This is a genomic window from Hydrogenispora ethanolica (assembly GCF_004340685.1).
Classification (GTDB): Bacteria; Bacillota; UBA4882; order UBA8346; family UBA8346; genus Hydrogenispora; species Hydrogenispora ethanolica.
The window spans coordinates 1-21,939 of sequence record NZ_SLUN01000022.1 but is presented as its reverse complement, the minus strand read 5'-3'; the positions used below and the strand labels follow the sequence as shown (position 1 = coordinate 21,939).

The following is a 21,939-nucleotide window of genomic DNA, read 5'->3' as shown; positions in this document are numbered from 1 at the left end:
CGCTTGGTAAGACGCCGGTGACTGGGTGAATCATTCTACGGTGGTGGGGTCAATGGATCAAAAAACTTTAGTTTTGGGCGTTTCGGGAGGAATTGCAGTCTATAAGGTTCCCGAACTCATTAGTCGTCTTCGTAAAAAAGGGATTGCGGTCGAGGTTATTCTGACGAAGTCCGCAGCGGAGTTTGTGACTCCGTTAACATTTCGGGAGGTATCGTTAAACCCCGTTCACTTGGATATGTTTCACGATTCATTCCAATGGAACGTTGAACATATCGCATTGGCCAAAAAGGCCGATCTGATGGCGGTCATTCCCGCGACTGCCAATATCATCGGGAAAATCGCCAATGGTATCGCCGACGATCTGCTGACCACCTCAATCATGGCGACCCGCGCACCAAAACTGATCGCTCCCGCCATGAATACCGGCATGTATGAGAACCCCGCTTTGCAGAAAAATCTAGCCACTTTGCGGGAGTACGGCTTTACCATCGTTGGCCCCGAAGCCGGCCAGTTGCTCTGCGGAGATACCGGGAGTGGCCGGATGTCTTCTTTGGAGGAGTTGGAGATCCAAATATTGCGGCTTTTATCCCGGCATGATCTTGAAGGAGAGTTGGTCCTGGTCACCGCCGGTGGCACTCGTGAGCCGCTCGATCCGGTACGCTACATCGGAAACCGTTCTTCAGGGAAAATGGGTCACGCATTGGCAGAGGCTGCTTTTAAACGCGGTGCAAAAGTGTTTTTGATATCCACCTCCGAAGCGGCGCCGCACTATCAAGGAATGGAAACTTATTGCGTCGATACTGCGGAACAAATGTATGAGAAGGCGTTGGAATTGGCGCCGCGTTCATCCATTGTCATCAAAGCGGCGGCCCCGGCCGATTATCGCCCGCAAACCAGTTTTGAGCAGAAGATAAAGAAAAGTTCCGATGGACTCTCCGTTCAATTGGTGTTGAACCCGGATATCCTTGCCGAGTTGGGCAAAAGAAAATTCCCCGGTCAAATTTTGTTGGGCTTTGCTGCTGAAACTCAAAATCTCCGCGAAAACGCCTTAACAAAATTGACCCGGAAAAACCTGGACATCATTGTCGGCAATCTGGTGAACATTCCGGGCCTGGGCATGGGAGCCGTCAATAACCGGATCACTATCTATACCAAGCATGAAACGGTTGAGCTGCCGGAGCAGCCCAAGACGGTATTGGCAGACCAGATCCTGGATTATCTCGTCTCCTATCGTTCAAAAGCCGGCTCGCATCCAAGCCCATGATCGCAAAAATTTTGATCGCGACTCAAGCCCAGCAACTGGACCGTTTGTTCGATTATGAGGTCCCCGAAAGCATGGCTCCGATTGTGAAAGTTGGGGCTCGGGTTTTGGTTCCCTTTCAAAACCGTTTAAATATGGGTTACGTCTGGCAGTTGGTTGAAGAGCCGGAATGCGCTCACGTCAAAACAATCCATGAACTGCTCGATAAAACGCCATTGATAAACGCAGTCCAATATCGCTTAATCAATCAATTGGCGGAGTATTACTTCTGTAGCCGGGTCGATGTGATCAAATGCTGCCTGCCGCCGGGGATTAACTTTCGCAAAAAACGCTATTACCGGGTTCAACCGGAGCTTCTTCCTCGCTTGGAGCAACAATTGGCGACGCTTTTCCCGGTTCCGGCGGTCACAGAAACGCTACAATTATTGGCGGCCGGCGCCAAAGCGAATTGGACCGCTGAGGGTTGGCAGAAAAAACTCAGTCACTTGCCGAAAGTCTGGGATTACTTGCTGGCGCAGCATATTCTGTTGCCAACCAGTGAGCTTACGGAGCCCAAAGTCGCTCCCAAAAAAATCCGACTGCTGCAACTGGCTCCTGGGGCTTGTTTCGAAGGGGAAAGTGCTCCCGCTAAGCGGATTCAAACTAGTCTTACATTGCATCCCCCGGGCCTGACCCGTAGCCAGCTTTGCGCTGCGGCCGAAGTCAGTTCTTCCGTGCTGGACCGGCTTTGCCGGGAAGCAAAATTAACCGCTTGCGAAACCACTCAGGAGCGGATTCCGGTGGGATTGACGGAAACCGCCGCTGCCCGGCAGATTACTCTGACCGAGCAGCAACAGCGAGCGCTGGAAGTAATTCTTGATCCCGGTTCCCAACGGTGTCTCTTATTACATGGCATTACCGGCAGTGGCAAAACCGAAGTGTATTTCGAGGCGGCCCTGGACCGGATCCGTGAAGGGTTTCAGGTCTTGTATCTGGTGCCGGAGATATCCTTGACGCCACAGACTCTGGAACGGGCCAAACGTTGCTTTGGTAAAGAAGTCGCTTTACTCCACAGCAATATGTCCGACGGCGAACGCTACGATCAATGGTTCAAGATTCGGAATGGAACGGCCCGTTTCGTACTGGGCGCTAGATCCGCGGTTTTTGCTCCTTTTACCAACTTGGGCTTGATTATTGTGGATGAGGAACATGAGTCCTCCTATAAGCAGGAAGACACTCCGCGCTATCATACTCGCTGGGTGGTTGAGAAATTGGCGGAAATGACCGGCGCGAAAGCCGTTTTTGGAAGCGCGACTCCGGCGGTGGAAGCTTTTTATCTGGCCCAGACTGGACGGTATGGCTACCTCCATTTGGAACAGCGCTACAACCAGCGGCATTTGCCCGAAGTCACCATGGTTGATATGCGGGAGGAACTTCGCTCCGGCAATAAAAATATTCTGAGCCGGCTTTTACGGGAGTCGATTCAAAAAACGCTTGACCGTAAAGAACAAGTCATTTTATTATTGAACCGTCGTGGGTATGCTACTTTTGTATTGTGCCGGGATTGCGGCCAGGCGCTGCGTTGCCCGTCCTGCGACGTTTCTTTGACCTACCATCAGAACGAACGGTTTCTCCGTTGCCATTACTGTGATTACCGGATGGCGATTCCCGAAACCTGTCCCCATTGTCAAAGCAGCCGCATCCGTTATTTCGGAAACGGCACGCAAAAGTTAGAGGAAGAACTGGGCCTTTGTTTTCCGGAGGCAGGCATTATCCGAATGGATGTGGATTCAACATCCCGGAAAGGGGCTCACTATGAAATCTATCACAAGCTGACGGATGGCTCGGTCGATATTTTGCTGGGCACTCAGATGATCGCCAAAGGTTTCGACCTGCCCCGGGTGACGCTGGTGGGTGTCATTTCCGCCGATTCGACGTTGAATATTCCGGATTTTCGAGCGGCGGAGCGTACTTTTCAATTATTGACCCAAGTAGCGGGAAGGGCGGGCCGGGGAAGCCAGCCCGGCCACGTTATTTTTCAATCTTATAATCAGGAACATTATTCGTTGCAGAATGCCCGCAGTCATAATTATCTTGGATTTTATGAACGCGAGATTGCCTGCCGCCAGGAATTGCGCTTTCCACCCTTTGCGGAGTTAGTCAAAATCGGGTTTACGGGGCTCCGTTCCGAGACTGTCAGTGCCGCCGCGGCTGAGTTTTACCGCTTGCTCCAGGGACAGCTGCAACAGCGAGTGCCGGAGGCGGCCGCTTTGAATGCAGTTGAACTGCTGGGACCGGCGCCGGCGCTGATACCCAAAATTCAAGACAACTATCGCTGGCAGATTTTGGTGAAGAGCGCTGAACCGTCGCTGCTGGAGCGGATTGTCAAAAAAGCCTGGGATGATTTTGCGGGCCGGAAATCTCCGGAGGTACGGATTTATCGCGACCGGAATCCTTATTCCATCATATAATAGAGACTGAGGTGTTAATATTTGGCCATTTTAAAGATTTTAACCGAGGGCGATCCCATTCTGCGGCAAAAAGCCAAACCGGTGCAGAAAATCACCAAAAAGCTTCGGGAACTCGTCAAAGACATGCTGGAGACGATGCACCATGCCAACGGGGTAGGATTGGCTGCGCCGCAAGTGGGCGTCTCCGAACGGATTGTCGTGATTGACGTGGGCGAAGGTTCGATTGTGCTCATTAATCCGGAGATCACCCATACGGAAGGCGAAATCAAAGATGTCGAGGGCTGCCTTTCCATTCCCGGCCGGAATGAATATATTACCCGCGCCGCCAAGGCGACGGTGTCCGCCATCAACCTGGACGGAAAGCCGATTCAACTGGAAGGAAGCGAACTATTGGCCCGGGCTTTTCAACATGAGATTGATCACCTGGACGGGATCCTGTTCATTGATTACCTTCAAGAGGAGAAAAAATAAGTGATGCGCGTTTTATTCATGGGAACTCCGGCCTTCGCCGCCGCCAGTCTCGAAGCGCTACTCCACTCCGGCTCTTTTGACATTGCCGGAGTGGTAACCCAACCCGATCGACCGAAGGGTAGAGGGATGACTTTACAACCGTCGGAAGTGAAGCTGGTCTCGATTCAAGCCGGTTTGCCGCTTTGGCAGCCTTCGCGAGTGGCGGATGCCGAGTTTATGGAGACTTTTGAGCAAATAAACCCCGATGTAGTGGTAGTCGTGGCTTTCGGCCAAAAAATACCGGACGCCATTTTGTTTGGACCGAGATTTGGCTGCATTAATGTACATGGTTCATTGTTGCCGAAATACCGTGGAGCCGCTCCGATTCAATGGAGCATTCTCAACGGCGATGCCAGTACCGGCATTACTACGATGTATATGGATCAGGGTTGGGATACGGGGGACATTATCTATCAAGAAACGTTAGCAATCGCTCCCGACGAAAATTTCACCAGCCTCTATCAAAGAATGGCAAGATTAGGCGGAGAGCTGTTGGTGAAGACCTTGCAGGATGTCTCGGCCGGCATTGCGCCCCGCATTCCTCAAGACAGTACTTTGGCCACTTTAGCGCCGAAAATAAAATCCGATTTGGAAAAGATCGATTGGACATGCCCGGGCAAATCCATCTATAATGGAATCCGGGTATTCGCACCGTCTCCCGGAGCGGAAACCTTTTTGAATCAGGAACGTTTAAAAATTATAGCGGCGGTTCCTCAAGAGTTTCATGCGGCGAGTGAACCAGTGAAACCTGGGGAAATTCTGCAGATCTCGAAGGAAGGAATTGTGGTTGCCACAGGCGATACAACCTCATTGTGTCTAACCAAGGTCCAACCGCTCGGGAAGAAAGTAATGTCTGCCAACGATTTCGCCAACGGCCGACGGCTAAAACCAGGAATGATTTTTGGGAAAAAAGATTACATTATAGCTTAGGAGGGAAGGGAAATGCCGTTTTTTTACGATCCGACTTTTCTTTTGTTAATCCCCGCTGTCATTTTTACATTCTATGCCCAATTTAAGGTGCAATCCACCTTCAACAAATATCTTGATGTGCCGGCGGCTTCGGGGATGACCGGCGCTCAAGTGGCCCGGGAGTTGTTAAATAACAATAATTTGGCGGATATTCCGGTGGAATTGACTCCCGGAACTTTATCCGATCATTATGATCCGCGTTCTAGGGTGCTGCGGCTTTCTCCCGAAGTTTATCACGGGCGTTCATTGGCTTCGCTCGGTGTGGCCGCTCATGAAACCGGCCATGCCTTGCAGCACGCCCGCGCTTATGCGCCCCTCGCCTTGCGGAATAGCATTTTTCCCATTGCCAATTTTGGTTCCAATCTGGGATACATCCTGTTCTTTCTCGGGTTCTTATTCGGAGGGAACACGTTCTTAATCGATTTGGGCATTATCCTGTTTAGTTTCTTTGTATTCTTTACCCTGGTGACTTTGCCGGTGGAGTTCAACGCCAGTAACCGCGGCCTGGCGATGCTGGCGGACGGAGGCTTTTTGATGCGCGGCGACGAGGTGGGCGGCGCCAAAAAAGTACTCAGTGCCGCGGCCATGACGTATCTCGCGGCAGCTTCCATGGCGGTTTTACAACTTTTACGAATGCTTTTCCTTAGAGGCCGGCGTGATGATTAGTTCCGGACGCCTTTTGGCGCGGATGGTTTTGGACCGGGTAGAACAGAATGAATCCTACGTTAATTTGGCGCTGCATGATATTTTAGCCAGCAATCCCCAGGTCGAACAGAGAGAGCGGGCTTTCTGCACCGAACTGGTATACGGTACCTTGCGCAATCTGCTTCAGATTGATTTCATCCTCGGACGGCTTTTAAGCCGTCCTTTACAATCGTTGAAAGTTCCCGTCAAGGATACGCTTCGTCTGGCCCTCTACCAACTGCTATTTCTTCCGGAAATACCGGAAAGAGCGGTTTGCCACGCCGCTGTGGACCAAATCAAGAATTCCCGCTATTCCGGTTTGGCGGGACTGGTCAACGCGGTTCTCCGTAATTTTCTGAGAAACCGCAAGCAGATCCCTTTCCCCGATCGCGATTCCCAACCGGTGGAGTTTCTGTCCGTTACCTATTCCCACCCGGCATGGCTGGCGGAACGTTGGCTGAAGCGCTACGGATTTGAATTAGCCGAGCGGCTGATGGCCATCGATAATGAGAAACCGCCGTTAACGGTCCGGATCAATCGCCTATGTACGTCGCTCGCCGCTATCCGGCATGAATTGGCCGAAGCAGGAGTGATGTTCACCCAAGGTAACCTATTAGACGAAGCGTTAATCCTCCAATCCCTGCCCATGCCATTGGAAGAACTTCCCGCCTTTCGAAACGGCAAACTCTTTGTGCAGGATGAGAGTTCCATGTTGGTGGCCCATTTGTTGCAGCCGGCGCCCGGCGCGACGGTCGTTGACCTGTGTGCGGCACCCGGGGGGAAAAGTACTCATTTAGCCGAATTGATGAATAATTGCGGCACGATTTACAGTATTGACGACCATCCTCATAAAGTCGGCCTGATTGCCGAAAACGCCGCCCGGTTAGGATTGAAGATTATCGAGCCGCGCTTGGCCGATGCCCGCAGTTTTCAACCGCCCTCTGATGTGCCCGTCGACGCGATTCTGGTCGATGCTCCCTGTTCCGGAACGGGTGTATTGCGGCGCAGGGTGGACGCGCGTTACCGCCGGCAAGCGGAAGATAGCGCCGAATTGGTCCGGATTCAACGGGAAATTCTAGACCATGCGGCGCAATTGTTGAAGTCCGGCGGCCGGATCGTTTATAGCACCTGCACCTTGGAACCGGAGGAAAACCAAGAGCAGATTCGCTGGTTCTGCCAGGCGCATCCGGAATTCCGGCCCGTTCCGTGGCGGGAGTATCTGCCCGCTCAATTGGGGGATCACCTCGAAGACTCCTCGACTCCCTGGGCAAATGTCCTGCCTGCGTCGGGTGGGGGAGACGGTTTCTTTCTCTGCCGCTTACACAAGAGCTAGACCTTCTTTTGGAAATACTTGCAGACTCTTGGAAATGAATTGACAAACAATTCATCCTCCAAGGTCGATCTTGAGCTATCAAAGATGGAACTTGAGTGACTCAAGAATGATCTTGAGTTATCCAAGATCGTTGTTGAGCAACCAAAGATCGTTCTTGGGTCATCCAAGAACGATTGGGGATCACTAAAGATCGATCTGGAGTGACTGAAGAACGATCTTGAGCTATCCAAGATCGTTCTTGAACAATAAAAGATCGTTCTTGAACAATAAAAGATCGATCTTGAGGAGTCAAGATCGATCTTGAACGACAGGAGAGTCGTTTCTTTGATGCATTACCCCAAAATAAAGCGATCCATCAGTCGGAAACCTTCTTCAATGAACAGTCCGGTGACGGCAGCCGATTTTTCCGTAAAGCAAGCCGTTGAATGACCCGGACTCGTTTGGGTGGACTGATAAATGACAAAGGGGACCGGATCGGCGACATGGGTCTTTAAACTGAGCGGCGTGGGATGATCGGGTAACAGCATAATCTTATAATCCGGGGTCAACTCCGGCAGCCGTTCCAAAATCGGACCGAGAATCTCGCCGTCGATTTTTTCAATGGCTTTTACTTTATTTTCGACTTCACCACGGTGCCCGGCCTCATCCGGCGCTTCAACATGAAGATAGACAAAATCCTGTCCTGCGGCAAAAGCGGCCAGCGCCGCCTCGGCTTTGCCTTTATAGTTGGTGTGGACATTCCCGGTGGCTCCGGGTACTTCAATCACGTTTAATCCGGCGCAAATACCCAAGCCCTTCGCCAGATCCACCGCCGAAATTACCGAACCATGCAGCTGATACTTTTCATGAAAACTGGAAATATTCGGTTTGGTGCCTTGGCCCCAGAGCCAAATGGAGGTTGCCGGCCGCAATCCGCGCTGGATTCTCCGGAGATTGACGGGATGGTTTTTGAGGATGTCGGCGCTTTGTACCATGAATTCCAATAATTGCGCGGCGCCGTCGCCTTTCGGCAAGTGGTCATGAATCGGGCGGTCCGAAATGTCATGGGGCGGGGTCAAGCGGGAAGCGGTGGGGCCCCCGTGCCACACCATCAAATGACGGTAGCTGATTCCGGGATAAAAGTGGATCTGATCGTTGCCAAGCTGGGCTCCGATATCCTGAATTAATACAGCGGCCTCCTCAGTGGAAATCTCATCGGAACTGTAGTCAACCATTGTTTTGGCGGAATAATCGGCATCCTCCGACAAGGTCACGAGATTACAGCGGAAGGCCACGTCGGACGGGCTGAGATCGACTCCGATGCTGACCGCCTCCAACGGAGAACGTCCGGTATAATAAATTTGGGGATTATAACCCATTACCGCCAAATTGGCCACATCGCTTCCGGGGGGCATCCCCGTTGGGACGGTCCTCGCCAAACCGACTGTGCCGTGCTTTGCCAAAAAATCCATCTGGGGTTTATGACTAACTTCCAAAGGCGTCTGACCGTTTAATTCGGGAACCGGATAGTCCGCCATGCCATCGCCCAGGATTACTAAATACTTCATGAAATCACCGTCCCGGTATGATAAAATATGAAACTGTAAAAATTATAACATTTCATTAAACCCCGCTCAATAAAGTTATGATTTCATTTTTAATTTTGAAGCGCCAACTTTCAAGAAGTTTCGGAGCGAACCGGTTGAAATGATAATCGCGGTAGAGAGAAGGGTAATCAAATGAAAAGCCAACCCGCATCTTTTTATTTCATGATTTGCCTCATTTGTCTCATTGCCTCCGGAATTTTATTTTTAACTCGATTTCGGGCTCAGGTACCCGTCCGGATTGATTTTGACAAACAGTTTCAGGAGTACCGGTTATCAAAGTAAGCCCGCGAATGCCATAGGGAACATTTTCGGCAAAAAAGTCAAAATAAATAATTTTATTTAAATCCTTGACGATTCTTGATCAAAATAATATACTATTAAATTAGATTCATTCATATCCTCATCAAGAGAGGTGGAGGGACTGGCCCGATGAGACCTCGGCAACCTTCGTGTGAGAGCGAACTGGTGCCAAATCCAGCAGGGAATCCTGGCAGATGAGAGGTTATTCGCTTTTATGCCTCTTTATTGAGGCTTTTTTATTTTATGCAACTTGGAGGTGTCGCCGTGTGAAAAGTTATGCGGAGATTAATGAAAAGATTAAGCAGGGAAAGGCCGTAGTCGTTACGGCTGAAGAGATCATCGATCTGGTTCAGGAGAAGGGTTATCAGAAGGCCGCAGCGGAAATCGATGTTGTGACAACAGCCACATTTGGCCCGATGTGTTCTTCCGGGGCTTTTTTAAATTTTGGCCATTCGGATCCGCCCATTCGCATGAGCAAGGTATCGCTCAATAATGTACCGGCTTATGCGGGAGTCGCCGCGGTCGATGCCTATATCGGCGCCACCGAACTATCGGAGACTCAAGGCTTTCAATATGGCGGTGCTCATGTCATTGAAGACTTAATCAGCGGGAAACAGGTGGAGTTAAAAGCGTTATCCTACGGGACGGACTGCTATCCGCGCAAAGAGATTCATACCTATATTACCTTGCAAGACCTGAATCAAGCTTATTTATTTAATCCGCGGAATGTCTATCAAAACTATGCGGCGGCAGTGAATTCGTCTTCTAAGACCATCTATACCTACATGGGAACTTTGCTGCCGAATTTCGGCAATGTTACTTATTCTACATCCGGCGAACTCAGCCCATTACTAAATGATCCGTACTATCGAACGATTGGAATCGGCACCCGCATCTTTTTAGGCGGAACGGTTGGGTACGTAGCATGGGAAGGAACGCAACACAATCCGCTGCAAAAAAGGGCCGAAAACGGCGTGCCGCTTTCTAGCGCCGGGACATTGGCGTTGATCGGGAACCTGAAAGAGATGAAACGCGATTTTTTACGGGCTGCTCTATTTGATCGTTACGGAGTCACGATGTACGTCGGCGTGGGGATTCCCATACCGATTTTGGATGAGGAAATGTTGCGTTTTACCGCCATTTCCAACCGGGAGATTCAGACGACGATTGTCGACTATAGTGTCCCGGAACGCAGTAAACCCAACTATGGCCTGGTAAGTTATGAACAGTTGCGCTCCGGAAGAGTCACCGTTCAGGGAAAATCAGTGCCTACTGCGCCTTTGTCATCACTTTATCAAGCTCGTCGGATCGCCGCTATCCTGAAAGAGTGGATTACCCTTGGTCAGTTTACATTGACGGAACCCGTTCAAGCTTTGCCGTTAGAAAACAAACTGAATTCATTGGAGATCCACGCCAAGGAGGCTTCCCAACATGCCTAAAACGAGAATCGTTCTTTCATTCCCGCCCAGTTTGACAGAGGTGCCGTTAACCTACCATTTGGTCAAGGAGTTTGATCTGGCAATCAATATCCTAAAAGCGAAGATCACGCCCGGAGAAGAAGGGAAACTGGTCATCGAGCTTTCCAACGGTTCCGAAGCCAATATCCAAGCGGGCATCCAGTATATTATTTCTCAAGGAGTTCACGTCGAGCCGATAGGGAAGGAAATCGTGTGGAATGAAGCCGAGTGTATTCACTGCGGGGCCTGCACGGCAGTGTGCCGTTCCAAGGCGCTCACTATCGCCGCTCCGGACTGGCAGTTATCTTTTGACAAGGAACAGTGCATTGTTTGTGAATCATGCGTAAAGGCTTGCCCCATGCAGATTATTCAGGCGACTTTTTAAGTTTTTAAGATAGTGCCAGTGTTACGGCATTTTCACGTTAAGGAATACTTATAATGGATAAAGATCCGGAGTACTTAAAAAAGACGGACGTTGAAAGGGATTATCGGGCTTACCACGCCGGCGACTTAATTCGTTCCAGAGTGGTTATTGGTGAAAGCGATTTATGGATTTTGAGCGATCAGGCCGTGGAGGAGCGGGTAAAAAAATTACTGTTGGAGTTGCGGCGTCATTTAAAAGAATATATCTATCACCATCCGCTTTTTGCGAAAACGCTCGTTCCCTATCCGCCGGATTCGACAGCCTATCCCATCGTCCAATGGATGATCGATGTCTCGAGCCGGGTTCAGGTGGGTCCCATGGCGGCGGTGGCCGGCGCCGTTGCGGGGATGATCGCCCAAGACCTTCCCGACATATCCGAATTCATTATCGAGAATGGCGGCGATATTTTCCTGCGTTCGTCCAAAGAACGGATGATTGCCGTCTATGCCGGAAATTCCCCGTTTTCCCGGAGAGTGGGTTTGAAAATCGCCCCCTGTCCAAAGGGGTTGGGGGTCTGTACTTCCGCCGGTACAGTGGGGCCGTCTTTGAGTTTAGGAGAAGCCGATGCCGCAGTCATTATTGCGGAGGATGTGGCGTTGGCCGATGCTGCCGCTACAGCAACGGCTAACCAAATCCATCGAACCACCGATCTTTCCCGGGTGATTGCTTCCGTTCAGCAAATCCCCGGATTACAAGGCGCTTTACTCATTAAAGATGATCGAATGGCGGCTTGGGGAGAGATAAACCTGGTTGCCATATAAATTTGGGGAGGTTTTTTGATGCCGCAATCGTTTCTCGACCTCAACCGGAATCTATTGTTTTTTGATGGAGCCATGGGGACCATGCTGCAAAAGCAGCAAGTCTTGCAGCCTGGTGAAGCCCCCGAAATTTTGAATCTGACCCATCCGGATATCGTGGCCGAGGTTCATCGCCAATATCTTGCCGCCGGCGCCCAATGTATCGAGACCAACACGTTCGGGGCCAGCAGGATCAAGCTGAGTGCCGAGGGCTTGGAGAGTAAAGCCGCGGAGTTGAATACTGCGGCGGTAAAAATTGCGAAGAGTGTGGTCCAAGAGAACCAATTGGTTGCCGCTTCGATTGGACCTACCGGCCGGATGATCGAACCCTTGGGTGATTTGACCTTTGAAGACGCTTATATTGCGTTTCTCGAGCAAGTCCAGCTTTGTGCGGCAGCGGGCGCCGATCTGATCAGCATTGAAACCATGAGCGATATCCAGGAGGCGAAAGCGGCGGTTCAAGCTTCTCTCACGGTCGGTCTCCCAGTCATCGCTTCCGTGAGTTTTATGGAGAATGGCCGGTTACTGACGGGTTTTACCCCGGAAATGGTTGCCGCCACTCTGTCGGGTTATCCCTTGTTAGCACTTGGCACCAATTGCGGTTTGCCCGCCGTTTCGCTGCAACCGATCATTCAAAAAATGGCCGCCTATACCAAAATACCGCTGATTGTTCAACCCAACGCCGGCAAACCTTTCGTGGAAAACGGTACGACCGTTTATCAAGAAAGCGCGGCTGAATTCGGCGCCGCCTGCATGGAACTGATTCGGTCCGGTGCCCGTGTTATCGGCGGTTGCTGCGGCACTTCTCCCGAACATATCCGTGAATTGCGTCAACGAAGCGCAGCCCTTCTATATCAGGTCTCATCGAATCAGAGCCAGGATTACCTCGTCTCCAAAAGCATGCTCATTCCGGCGCAATTGGAACATCAGCCATCCGAGGTTTATCTGTTAGAGCTTGACGCTTATTCCGAATTATGGAATCAGTTTATAAGCGGTTCCGAAGATTCCCTTATTGACCTGATTTTCGAGATAGATTCCCAATCCGTTCAAGTGATCCGTATTCAGGCGAATGAGCTTGATGCCCAATACCGTGAATCGTTCCGCAGCTTGGTTCAAGTGCTGGCTACGTATTGGCCCAATTTGGTTAAAGCGGAACTAACGGATCCCGATTTGATTCAAATCTTTTTATCGCACATCCCCGGACGGGCGATGGTTTGCGGAGAATCGGATCCCCGACTGATCGCTCGGACAGAAAGATATGGCGGAGTGTATCAAGTCATTCGATAATATTTATTGGCATAAATATCTTCCTTCTGGAACAAAATATGATAGGAACTGGTTGAAGGGCGAGGAGGGAAGATGGATGCCAAAAAATGCTTTGGCAATAGCGAGTGTCCCTAACCAATCATTACAAAAATCCAAACCCCGATATACGGATGCTGAAAACGAAATGCTTTTTGAATCTTGGTGGAACCCCCAAAAGAGGCGAGAGCTGGTCAATCGGTTAGGGCGAAAAATGAGCGCGTTGCGCAGCCAATTTTGTCGGCTGCTGAAGGAGAAGGGATTAACCAATCAAGAATATTATAATTTGATGCAAGCCAAATATACGCAAGAGACGGGTGTCGCCCCACGCAGGCGCAGCCGGGAAATTAAAGAGATCGACCGTTTTATTATTGACACGTTTTGTAAACACCAAGCGCTTGGTAATTCAAGAGCCGAAGCCTGTGAGGAGTTACAGCAAAAACTCGGTAATTCCTTCACTCCTGCGGCGCTGAAATTGCGATTTTATCGTTTGGTCAAACGTTTCCAGTATACTGACGAAGACTTGCTCAATATCGGCGAACAACTGATTCGTGAACCTCCTAAAGTCGAGATACCCTCAATAACAAAGCCCATTATCATTTCGCAGGCAACCAGCAGCGAGGCGAAGCTTGAACCAGCGGTTCCCAAAATTGCTGTCGCCGAACCCCAGGATTCCTCCAATTCTTTTTTATACCAACTATCGTCATTACCAGCAGCTATTTCAAAATTGGAAGAAAGACTTCAAAAAGTCGAAGCCAATCAACGCCACCAGCTGGATTTACGAGGGTTTATCGAGCATTTGCTGGCTGTGGAACGGGACTTGAAAAAAGAAGATAAAATAATGGAAGAATTGCAACATTCTTTGGACGAAAACGAGTGTTTGCGGGAAAGCATGGAAAAAGATCGGCTACGCCTTAAAAAACGGGAGGAAGAGTTAGCTGCGGTTTATAAAATGCTCAATTCGATGTTAAATGATTTCATGCGTCTGGAAAGCGTTTCAAAACTGGCTTCATTAGGCGATTTTATGCACCGGCTTGAAATTACGGTTGATCAATTCGGAAGTGTTTTAAAGAGTAAAAAGGTTTCGTATGGCGACTAAGATTAAACAGTTCATGTTGCTTGAAACTCCAGGTTTAAGTATTCGGATAGTATCCGGTTGCCGTGATTGTATGCATCGCCGCGACCAAACTTGTCAAAAATGGGCCTTTCCCGAAGTAAAATGGCGCAATGGTCAGACTTGCCCCGATTTTCAGTCGGAAGAGAACCGGTAACCATTGATCTAAACTAATCAATGATTGGTAGCGTAAAGATATTGACTATCTGCAGTATTAGTGGTAAAATAACTTTTGTCATTCGGGCAGTAGCGCAGCTTGGTAGCGCACCACCTTGGGGTGGTGGGGGCCGTGGGTTCAAATCCCGCCTGCCCGACCAGAATATTTTTCAGGGTTTGTGTTGGAGCACAAACTTTTTTTATTTTTATGGAGCTATTTTTCCAATCTCATATCACACTACTTCACTATTTCATAAAAATCCTGTAACGAAAAAATCGTTTTGGATAAAAAGGAAAATCTGTTGTAAACTTGAAGTATATATATATATATCAATCCTAAGGGAGTATAGCGATGAAATCTGGCATCCTCCGTCATCGGTTTCGTCAATTGCTTTTTTGTTTCTTACTCGTCGGAATGGTTTTATTTGGAGGATTCACGGCTATTTTTGCTCAAGAGCCTTCTTCATTATGGATTCATTCTACGGTTGCCGAACCGGTTGGGTTGAGCATGGGAACGACGCGCTGGCAGACTATTCAAGGCAATCTTTATGCATTTACCGTTGTTGACGGAAAAATCAAAGTTTTTACTATGCAGGACCAAACCTTAAAAGAAGCTGGCTTGCTCCAATCTCAAGATATGGAAATCACCGCTTACCAATTAGAAGATGTGGATGGAGACCGCATTCCCGAAGTGTTGGCCGGAACAGCCGATCCCGGCATGCTTTATTTATATAAGTACCAAAACGGGCGTTGGGAAAGTTTGGACTATGGTAAGTATGTTTGGTCTTCGATCACCAAAATCATTGCCGGCAATTTCAGCGGCTTAACCGGGATGGATATATTAGTCCAGAATAAAGAGGGGTTTTTATTTTTATTCCATAAATCGGATCAAGCACTGGATCTCATTTGGAAAAGCCCGAATCCGTTTCGTCCGTTCGAAAACGCTTTAGCCTATGATCTGGATAATGATACAAAGGATGAAATTGTCGTCACTTATCAAAAAAGCGGCATCGCAGTCTTGAAATTAATAAATCAATCCATTGTCACAGTTTGGGAAAACTATCCCTGGGGTAAAATACTGGCCTTATCCGCCGGGGATTGGGATGACGATGGCCGGCAGGAGATCCTGTTCAGCACTTCCCAGAAGTTGGTTTATTTACTGAGTGCATCTTCGAAAGGTTATTTTTTCAAGGCGCAATTGGCAAATTATAATTACATTATCGAACAGTCTGCGCTTTTGAAGATCGCTAACCAAAAATACTGGGTCGCCACAGATACCGCTGGAAAACTTCATGCCATTAAGTTAGCCAAAACGATTAAACAGTGGCAGGAGGTCGCTTGCTTTACGGCTGGAAGAGCCAATCAGCTCGTTAATATCGATTCGGAAGAATTATTTTTATGGACAGTAACCCAACAAGCCCTTTTTTATCATTTTTATGACCTGACAAGCTTCAAATTGGAATTTAACGGTCAGCTTTACGATGTAAAACCGGGGATTATTTGCTTGGGTAACCAAATCTACCTTTCCCCCCGGTCGTTGGCAATCCCCGGTGGAGGGCTAGAGATCGCCGAACAAAAAAACAACATCCGGTTCACTCATGCGTTGAACACCTTGGAGATCAATAAACTCAATCCTTCGACAGCCTTGCTAAACGGCGAAAGGATTGATCACAATACAGCCAATAATATTTTGAGCCGAAACGGAGAAATTTATATTCCGTTGCAAAATTATCAAAATATTTTTGATATGCCAGTTTCTATCGACTTTACGAGCAAGACGATAACATTACCTTAATGCCCTAATATTCTGTCATAATTTTACTTTACTCCCCATAAGTTTTACTACTAAAGGAGGGGTAGGGTGATGGCCGATCAAGAAAAATCTTCATTCCCATTCAGACCGATTTTACGAGGTACTCTCGTTTTCTTTGCCGTGGTCGTCATACTGACAGTTTTGCTTTCGATACTGACGGAGCTGGGATGGACGATTACCGCTTTTATGCCGAATGATTATTATTTGTTCATCATTTACATCGGTATCATTAGTGGTGCGGTATATGCCGGAAAAAACGCCCGGGAGGACGGCTGGCTGATCGGAATCAGCGTTGGTGCACTCAGCTCTCTTTTGTTGTTCCTAATGGTTATTTTTATCTTGAGAGAACGTTTTCAAATCGGCGTTTTCGTTGTAAAATCATTGATTAACGCCTTTATCGGAGCATTTGGCGGCATTATCGGAGTTAATTTGGCGGGAAAAGCATAAGAAAAAATATAGGGATAAAGATGTTTTGGTTTGTGAGTGTTCCGGCTTTTAAACATGCCTTTGAGGTTCCTCACAAGGCAAATCGTATCGGGAGTCCGTTGCGCCTGCCAAAATTTATTCTTGCCGAAATCCTAATATTAAATTGACAAACGCGTTTATTTTAGTTATAATTTAATCCGAACAGGGGAGTAGCTCAATTGGTAGAGCGTCGGTCTCCAAAACCGGTGGCTGCGGGTTCAAGTCCTGTCTCCCCTGCCAGACTTTTGTATCGGTGAAAAGCCGTTTTTTTTATGTCTAAAATTCTTGGCAATGTTTAGAAGTGGAGGCGGATTATTCAAATGGCGAATGACAAAGTTCCAGTCGGAATTTCAAATCGACATGTGCATGTTACACAAGCCGACTTGGAAACATTATTTGGAAAAGGGTATGAATTAAAGCCCCTAAAACCTTTATCACAACCGGGACAATTTGCGGCCGAAGAGGTTGTTAATATCATTGGCCCTAAAAAATCCATTGACAAAGTGAGAATTTTGGGTCCGGTTCGTTCCGCTACCCAGGTAGAAATCTCCCGAACCGACAGCTTTACATTGGGAGTTAACGCACCGGTTCGTGATTCGGGTTCGGTTTCCGGATCGGCCGGCGTGATTCTCGAAGGACCGCAAGGACGAGTAGAACTCAAGGAAGGCGTCATCATCGCCCAACGCCACTTGCATCTCCACACGGATGAAGCCGCGGAACTCGGTTTGAAGGATAAAGAGTGGATCTCCGTCCAGTTTGACGGAGAACGCAGCATTACATTCAATAAAGTTTTAGTAAGAGTGCACCCCAATTTCGCGAAGGACCTTCATTTGGATACGGATGAAGCGAATGCCGCCGGTTTAAACAATGGAGATCTGGGAACAATCATTAAGTAGATAATCAATCAATTATTTTATTTCAATCGATAAGTGGTGATGGAAGTGCCAATTTATGAATTCCGCTGTAGCGATTGTCAACGTGATTTTGAAGAGCTGTGCCGTCTTGACCAGCCGGTAAAAGTCTGTCCGTTCTGCGGTTCCCGGCAGATTCGGAAAAAAATGTCTGCTTTTGCCGGTGCCAATCACGGGACTTCCGGTGGCTCTAGCTCCTCTCATTCCTGTGGTAGTTGCCATGGCGGACACTGTGGTTCTTGTCACTAAACTGTCACAAAACTTAAGGCTTCCGAATGTCTTGTCTTTATGAATTTTTATAATCTATAATCTATAAAATAAAAAGTAATAGATAAAGATAAACCGGATTTATGAATTGATTTTCCCATCCAATTGATTTTTTGTGATGGGAAACTTTATATATAGGTTAAATTAAAATCGAGAGGTTAAGATAAAGTTTGTCTTATTGTATGATAAATCATCCTGTGATATGATAATTATTATAGCATAGTATTGGAAAGGGGATTTATCCATGACCAAAATGTACTACGATCAAGATGCAAATCTTAATCTTTTAAAAGGCAAGAAAATCGCAATTATCGGTTATGGCAGCCAAGGCCATGCCCATGCTCAAAACTTGCGTGACAGCGGCTTAGAGGTTATTGTCGGGCAACGTCCGGGCAGTGCCAATTACGAAGCGGCGTTGGCTGACGGTTTTCAACCGGTCTCGGTTGCCGAGGCGGCGCAGCAAGCCAATCTTATTCAAATTCTCGTACCCGACCAAACCCAGGCTTCGCTCTATAAGACTGATATTGAACCCTACTTAAATGAAACAAAAACCCTGGTTTTTGCGCATGGATTTAATATTCACTTTTATCAGATTATCCCACCGAAAAATGTCGATGTTATCATGATTGCACCAAAAGGACCGGGTCACTTAGTTCGTCGTGTCTATGCCGAAGGCGGCGGAGTTCCGGCTCTCATCGCGGTTCATCAAGATGCGACCGGGAAAGCAAAGAATTTGGCGTTGGCCTACGCAAAAGGCATTGGCGCCACTCGCGCCGGTGTTTTGGAAACCACCTTCAAGGAAGAAACCGAGACAGACCTTTTTGGCGAGCAAGCCGTGCTTTGCGGAGGGTGCGCCGAATTGGTCAAGGCTGGCTTCGATACCTTGGTTGAAGCCGGATATCAACCTGAAATCGCTTATTTCGAATGTCTGCACGAACTCAAACTGATCGTGGATCTTATGCATGAAGGCGGCATTGCCCGGATGCGTTATTCGATCAGTGATACTGCCGAATATGGCGATTTCATGGTCGGAAAACGGATTATTAATGAGGAAACCCGGAGAGAAATGAAAAAAGTGCTTAGTGAGATTCAGAGTGGCCGTTTTGCACGGGAATGGATATTGGAAAACCAAGCCGGACGGCCGGTATTTAATGCATTGCGCCGGACTGAAGCGAATCATTTGATTGAGACGGTCGGTAAAAAACTCCGCGACATGATGCCTTGGATTAAGAAAAAATAAATAAGGTTGCGATTTAAAAGCTACAATTTAAAAGCTACAATAGCTATAATAAAAAATAAGAAAGTCAGGCTTCGTAATCGGACCTGACTTTTTTATTTTGATCTCTTTAATTTACATAAGGTGTATTATACGACTCTATAATTCTTTCAGTCAAAAGAATATTTCTTTTAAATAAATATATTTGGCGGTTGACCCGGCCATTCCTTTAAATGGCATTTGGTGGCTTTATAAGTGAGTTTAAATCCTTGCAAATTTGAAAATCAAATTACATCAGGCAAGTTGTATTACATTGTCCTTGTCCTTTCTAATATTGCGACTGCTCTAGGCTGCTAAATACAAGTTCTCTTGTTTCGATCCTCTTGAAGCAATTCTTGGTATAAATATTCATCCGGCTTTGCTTTTTTATTGTGACCACGAAATCGTTATGGTTCAAAATGGAGGTTGGATTTCTTTTGTATTACAGTATCGGGTCTTCCAGAATAAAAACAAAAATCTTTACCGTATACGGCCAGAGCCTTAGCGGTTTCCTGGTGGATCAGATCACATAGCCGCACTCTACTCTCTAGCTAAATCATCAAAGGGTTCCGAAATGACGATCTTGTTCTTCTGATCCGGAAATAGCGCATCAATCTCTTCCTTCGGACCAGATTCCCAATAATTTGCGGAGTTCACCCGGATAGCCACCCAGGATTACTAGATCGTTCTCATTCACGATCCCGCTGAAAAAAATAGTGACGAAGATCCCACTTCGCGCGACAAGTCATAGAATATTTTGGCTATTCCATATTTATTTTAACATATACAACCTACTCAAGATATTTCAAATACTGACTGGGCCGCTGGAGAATTCCGCCACCCACCAATTTATCCCAATATCCATTATCCTAATCGAATACTATTGCTACCTTGGATTGTAGTTTGGAATCCAAACAATTTGTCCCCCGGTTGTGCCAGTTCCGCGCCAGCAGGATTATATTTCAAGATTAATCCCGGAACCCCTGTCTTTTTCCGGATTTTTATTAACCGCTCACAAAGCAAAAAGAATTCCGGAAAAAAGATCCGAAATGCTAATGCTTTGGAATGCAGAAATAGTTCTATGGTAATTTATTTGGCTACGCTAATCCTTAATCGTTGACCGGCGGTTAGATTCGCCGTCCGTAAATCATTTTGAGCCTTGAGCTCTTGAATGACTATGCGGGGATCGCGATCCGGTTCAATTCTTTCGGCGATAGACCATAATGAATCGCCTTGATGAACCATAATTGATAAAGTAGAACGAGTAGCGTCCGCCTTCACCGAATTGGTGATAAAAAAGATCAGTCCCGTAATAAAGCAGATGAAAATAATCATATTGAAGGTAAATCGTTTGGGTGACCAATAAAAAATTCGTCCTTTGTAATTCATTCTCCACCGCATGCTGTTCACCTCATCAACCAAACAAATGTTCTGTGTTTGTTATAAGATTAACACGAACACACGTTCTTTGTCAAGTAAAAAACGAACAAATGTTTGCCAATTCAAGGACCGTATGGTATAATGGAAACCAGTAAAACAAAAAAGCAATGGGTGATCAAGTCATGGAAGATTTATCGGAAAGACAAAAACTTATATTGGATTATATTTTGAGCGAACTTCAAAAGAAGGGTTATCCTCCTTCGGTTCGGGAGATTGGGGAAGCTGTCGGTCTCAGTTCAAGTTCTTCAGTTCATGCCCATTTGGCGAAATTGGAGGAAATGGGTTATTTACGTAGAGATCCGACTAAACCTCGGGCGATCGAAGTATTGGTCGGAAATAGTTCACCGGACACTTTTAACTTCGGCAGTGTAAAATACGTTCCGATCGTTGGTCAAGTTACCGCGGGTCAACCTATATTGGCCGAGCAGAATATTCAGGATTACTTCCCGCTTCCCGCCGATTTTTCCGTAGCCGCCGAAGTTTTCATGCTGAAGGTTAAAGGCGACAGCATGATTAATGCCGGGATTTATGACGGAGATTTCGTGATTGTTAACCGCAATCCGGCCGCCCAAAACGGTGAGATTGTTGTTGCCATGCTCGAGGATGAAGCAACTGTAAAAAGGTTTTACAAAGAATCGGATTGTATCCGTTTACAGCCTGAAAATGAGAAATATGAACCGATTCTCGCGCCAGATATCCGCGTCGTCGGAAAAGTGATTGGACTTTTTCGAAAGATGAACTGAGAGGAACTGAGAGGAACTCTTGAAAAAACCAAAGGGGTTATTCAATTCAAGGTCTCCCATTGAATTGAATAACCCCTTTATTATACAAATTTCTTAATTATATGAGTAACCGTCAAACCGCCGCTCACCTTGAAAGGGGATGTTTGGGAAGGTACAATTTACTCCAAGAAGGTTCAAAATGTTCAATGGAGCGTTTTGAAGCAAGTTGGAGTGATTAGAGTGATTAGAACGGAGACCCAAAAAATCGTAACACAGATGCGGCTGTCGGGCTGGAGCGAAGCGGTTAAGGAACGGCTGGCCAGCGGACAGACTGTAACGGAATTTTGCGAAGCAAAAGGGATCAGCCAAACAACCTATTACTACCGGCAGAAAAAAGTGCGGGAAGCGGCCTGCGCCGAGCTTATGAGGGTACAAAACCATGAGGGTAAGATCGTGCCGAACGGTTGGGTGCGGCTTGCGGATTCCGAACCCGAGACCGTCGCCGCAAGCGCCCTGACCATAGAAGTCAGAGGGTTTCACCTCGCTGTAAATCGCGAAACAGACATGGAGCTACTGGCGAAGGTCTGCCGGATGATGAAATCGCTGTGATGCGGTTCGCCGGAAAACCCGTGTACCTGTGCTGCGGGCATACAGACATGAGAAAATCGATCAACGGGCTGATGACACTGGTGCAGCAAGGCTTTTCCCTTGATCCGTTCGCCG

21 protein-coding genes, 2 tRNA genes, 1 pseudogene and 1 riboswitch are annotated in these 21,939 nt (G+C 47.6%); of the genes and pseudogenes, 21 read left to right on the top strand and 3 right to left on the bottom strand.

Annotation, left to right across the window (positions count from 1 at the left end):
* Positions 1-52 precede the first annotated feature (52 nt).
* The 6 genes from coaBC to rsmB are packed head-to-tail and all read left to right on the top strand — an operon-like array spanning position 53 to position 7,207.
* Positions 53-1,264 (top strand): bifunctional phosphopantothenoylcysteine decarboxylase/phosphopantothenate--cysteine ligase CoaBC, encoded by a 1,212-nt coding sequence (coaBC, locus tag EDC14_RS16660; RefSeq protein WP_132015440.1) that lies wholly within the window; start codon positions 53-55, stop codon positions 1,262-1,264.
* A complete protein-coding gene (gene priA / locus EDC14_RS16655; protein WP_132015439.1) occupies positions 1,261-3,711 on the top strand; it encodes a primosomal protein N' in 2,451 nt (816 codons plus the stop codon). Before coaBC ends, priA begins: the two co-directional genes overlap by 4 nt.
* 21 nt (positions 3,712-3,732) lie before the next feature.
* Positions 3,733-4,182 carry a peptide deformylase gene (gene def, locus EDC14_RS16650; protein WP_132015438.1) on the top strand — a complete coding sequence of 150 codons (450 nt, stop codon included), beginning with the start codon at positions 3,733-3,735 and terminating at the stop codon, positions 4,180-4,182.
* Positions 4,183-4,185: 3 nt separating this feature from the next.
* The gene (gene fmt, locus EDC14_RS16645) at positions 4,186-5,151 is read left to right on the top strand and encodes a methionyl-tRNA formyltransferase (protein ID WP_279388777.1); all 966 of its coding nucleotides are present in this window, start codon (positions 4,186-4,188) and stop codon (positions 5,149-5,151) included.
* A 12-nt stretch (positions 5,152-5,163) separates the two neighbouring features.
* Positions 5,164-5,856 carry a zinc metallopeptidase gene (locus EDC14_RS16640; RefSeq protein WP_132015436.1) on the top strand — a complete coding sequence of 231 codons (693 nt, stop codon included), beginning with the start codon at positions 5,164-5,166 and terminating at the stop codon, positions 5,854-5,856.
* Positions 5,849-7,207: a 16S rRNA (cytosine(967)-C(5))-methyltransferase RsmB gene (gene rsmB, locus EDC14_RS16635; protein ID WP_132015435.1), complete on the top strand. Its 1,359-nt coding sequence runs from the start codon at positions 5,849-5,851 to the stop codon at positions 7,205-7,207. The genes EDC14_RS16640 and rsmB overlap by 8 nt, the downstream gene beginning before the upstream one ends.
* A 332-nt stretch (positions 7,208-7,539) precedes the next feature.
* Here rsmB and EDC14_RS16630 read toward each other — a convergent pair whose 3' ends face one another.
* Complete coding sequence (locus EDC14_RS16630) at positions 7,540-8,754, bottom strand: cofactor-independent phosphoglycerate mutase (protein ID WP_132015434.1); 1,215 nt, start codon at positions 8,752-8,754, stop codon at positions 7,540-7,542.
* Between the two features lie 436 nt (positions 8,755-9,190).
* A riboswitch (SAM riboswitch) is annotated at positions 9,191-9,294 on the top strand.
* 65 nt (positions 9,295-9,359) lie between these two features.
* Here EDC14_RS16630 and EDC14_RS16625 point away from each other — a divergent pair.
* The 12 genes from EDC14_RS16625 (at position 9,360) to ilvC (ending at position 19,039) form a co-directional block, all read left to right on the top strand.
* The gene (locus EDC14_RS16625; protein ID WP_243662973.1) at positions 9,360-10,532 is read left to right on the top strand and encodes a homocysteine biosynthesis protein; all 1,173 of its coding nucleotides are present in this window, start codon (positions 9,360-9,362) and stop codon (positions 10,530-10,532) included.
* Positions 10,525-10,935: an NIL domain-containing protein gene (locus EDC14_RS16620; RefSeq protein ID WP_132015432.1), complete on the top strand. Its 411-nt coding sequence runs from the start codon at positions 10,525-10,527 to the stop codon at positions 10,933-10,935. Before EDC14_RS16625 ends, EDC14_RS16620 begins: the two co-directional genes overlap by 8 nt.
* A 53-nt stretch (positions 10,936-10,988) precedes the next feature.
* Positions 10,989-11,735: a UPF0280 family protein gene (locus EDC14_RS16615; RefSeq protein ID WP_132015431.1), complete on the top strand. Its 747-nt coding sequence runs from the start codon at positions 10,989-10,991 to the stop codon at positions 11,733-11,735.
* 18 nt (positions 11,736-11,753) lie between these two features.
* The gene (locus EDC14_RS16610; protein WP_132015430.1) at positions 11,754-13,058 is read left to right on the top strand and encodes a homocysteine S-methyltransferase family protein; all 1,305 of its coding nucleotides are present in this window, start codon (positions 11,754-11,756) and stop codon (positions 13,056-13,058) included.
* A 76-nt stretch (positions 13,059-13,134) separates the two neighbouring features.
* Positions 13,135-14,172: a hypothetical protein gene (locus tag EDC14_RS16605; RefSeq protein ID WP_132015429.1), complete on the top strand. Its 1,038-nt coding sequence runs from the start codon at positions 13,135-13,137 to the stop codon at positions 14,170-14,172.
* A gap of 255 nt (positions 14,173-14,427) precedes the next feature.
* Positions 14,428-14,504 (top strand) — tRNA-Pro (locus EDC14_RS16600).
* Between the two features lie 191 nt (positions 14,505-14,695).
* Complete coding sequence (locus EDC14_RS16595) at positions 14,696-16,138, top strand: FG-GAP repeat domain-containing protein (protein ID WP_132015428.1); 1,443 nt, start codon at positions 14,696-14,698, stop codon at positions 16,136-16,138.
* Positions 16,139-16,207: 69 nt separating this feature from the next.
* Positions 16,208-16,603, top strand: coding sequence for a TIGR04086 family membrane protein (locus tag EDC14_RS16590; RefSeq protein ID WP_132015427.1), 396 nt, complete (start codon positions 16,208-16,210; stop codon positions 16,601-16,603).
* 182 nt (positions 16,604-16,785) lie between these two features.
* A tRNA-Trp gene (locus EDC14_RS16585) sits at positions 16,786-16,861 on the top strand.
* Between the two features lie 80 nt (positions 16,862-16,941).
* Positions 16,942-17,517 (top strand): phosphate propanoyltransferase, encoded by a 576-nt coding sequence (gene pduL / locus EDC14_RS16580; protein ID WP_132015426.1) that lies wholly within the window; start codon positions 16,942-16,944, stop codon positions 17,515-17,517.
* Positions 17,518-17,556: 39 nt separating this feature from the next.
* Positions 17,557-17,781 (top strand): FmdB family zinc ribbon protein, encoded by a 225-nt coding sequence (locus EDC14_RS16575; RefSeq protein WP_243662972.1) that lies wholly within the window; start codon positions 17,557-17,559, stop codon positions 17,779-17,781.
* A 262-nt stretch (positions 17,782-18,043) separates the two neighbouring features.
* Positions 18,044-19,039, top strand: a complete 996-nt coding sequence (gene ilvC / locus EDC14_RS16570; RefSeq protein ID WP_132015425.1) for a ketol-acid reductoisomerase — start codon at positions 18,044-18,046, stop codon at positions 19,037-19,039.
* Between the two features lie 467 nt (positions 19,040-19,506).
* Here ilvC and EDC14_RS27820 read toward each other — a convergent pair.
* Positions 19,507-19,796 (bottom strand): annotated as a pseudogene (locus tag EDC14_RS27820) (beta-galactosidase trimerization domain-containing protein); the annotation flags it as partial.
* A gap of 347 nt (positions 19,797-20,143) precedes the next feature.
* Complete coding sequence (locus EDC14_RS16560) at positions 20,144-20,443, bottom strand: LysM peptidoglycan-binding domain-containing protein (RefSeq protein ID WP_165908080.1); 300 nt, start codon at positions 20,441-20,443, stop codon at positions 20,144-20,146.
* 173 nt (positions 20,444-20,616) lie between these two features.
* Here EDC14_RS16560 and lexA point away from each other — a divergent pair, with 173 nt between their 5' ends.
* The 3 genes from lexA to tnpB all read left to right on the top strand — a co-directional run.
* Entirely contained in the window at positions 20,617-21,237 is a 621-nt protein-coding gene (lexA, locus tag EDC14_RS16555) for a transcriptional repressor LexA (RefSeq protein ID WP_132015423.1), read from the top strand.
* 219 nt (positions 21,238-21,456) lie between these two features.
* Entirely contained in the window at positions 21,457-21,825 is a 369-nt protein-coding gene (gene tnpA, locus EDC14_RS16550; protein ID WP_243662970.1) for an IS66 family insertion sequence element accessory protein TnpA, read from the top strand.
* Positions 21,825-21,939 (top strand): IS66 family insertion sequence element accessory protein TnpB (gene tnpB, locus EDC14_RS27590; RefSeq protein ID WP_165908079.1); only part of this gene is annotated, 115 nt, incomplete at its 3' end. The genes tnpA and tnpB, both read left to right, overlap by 1 nt.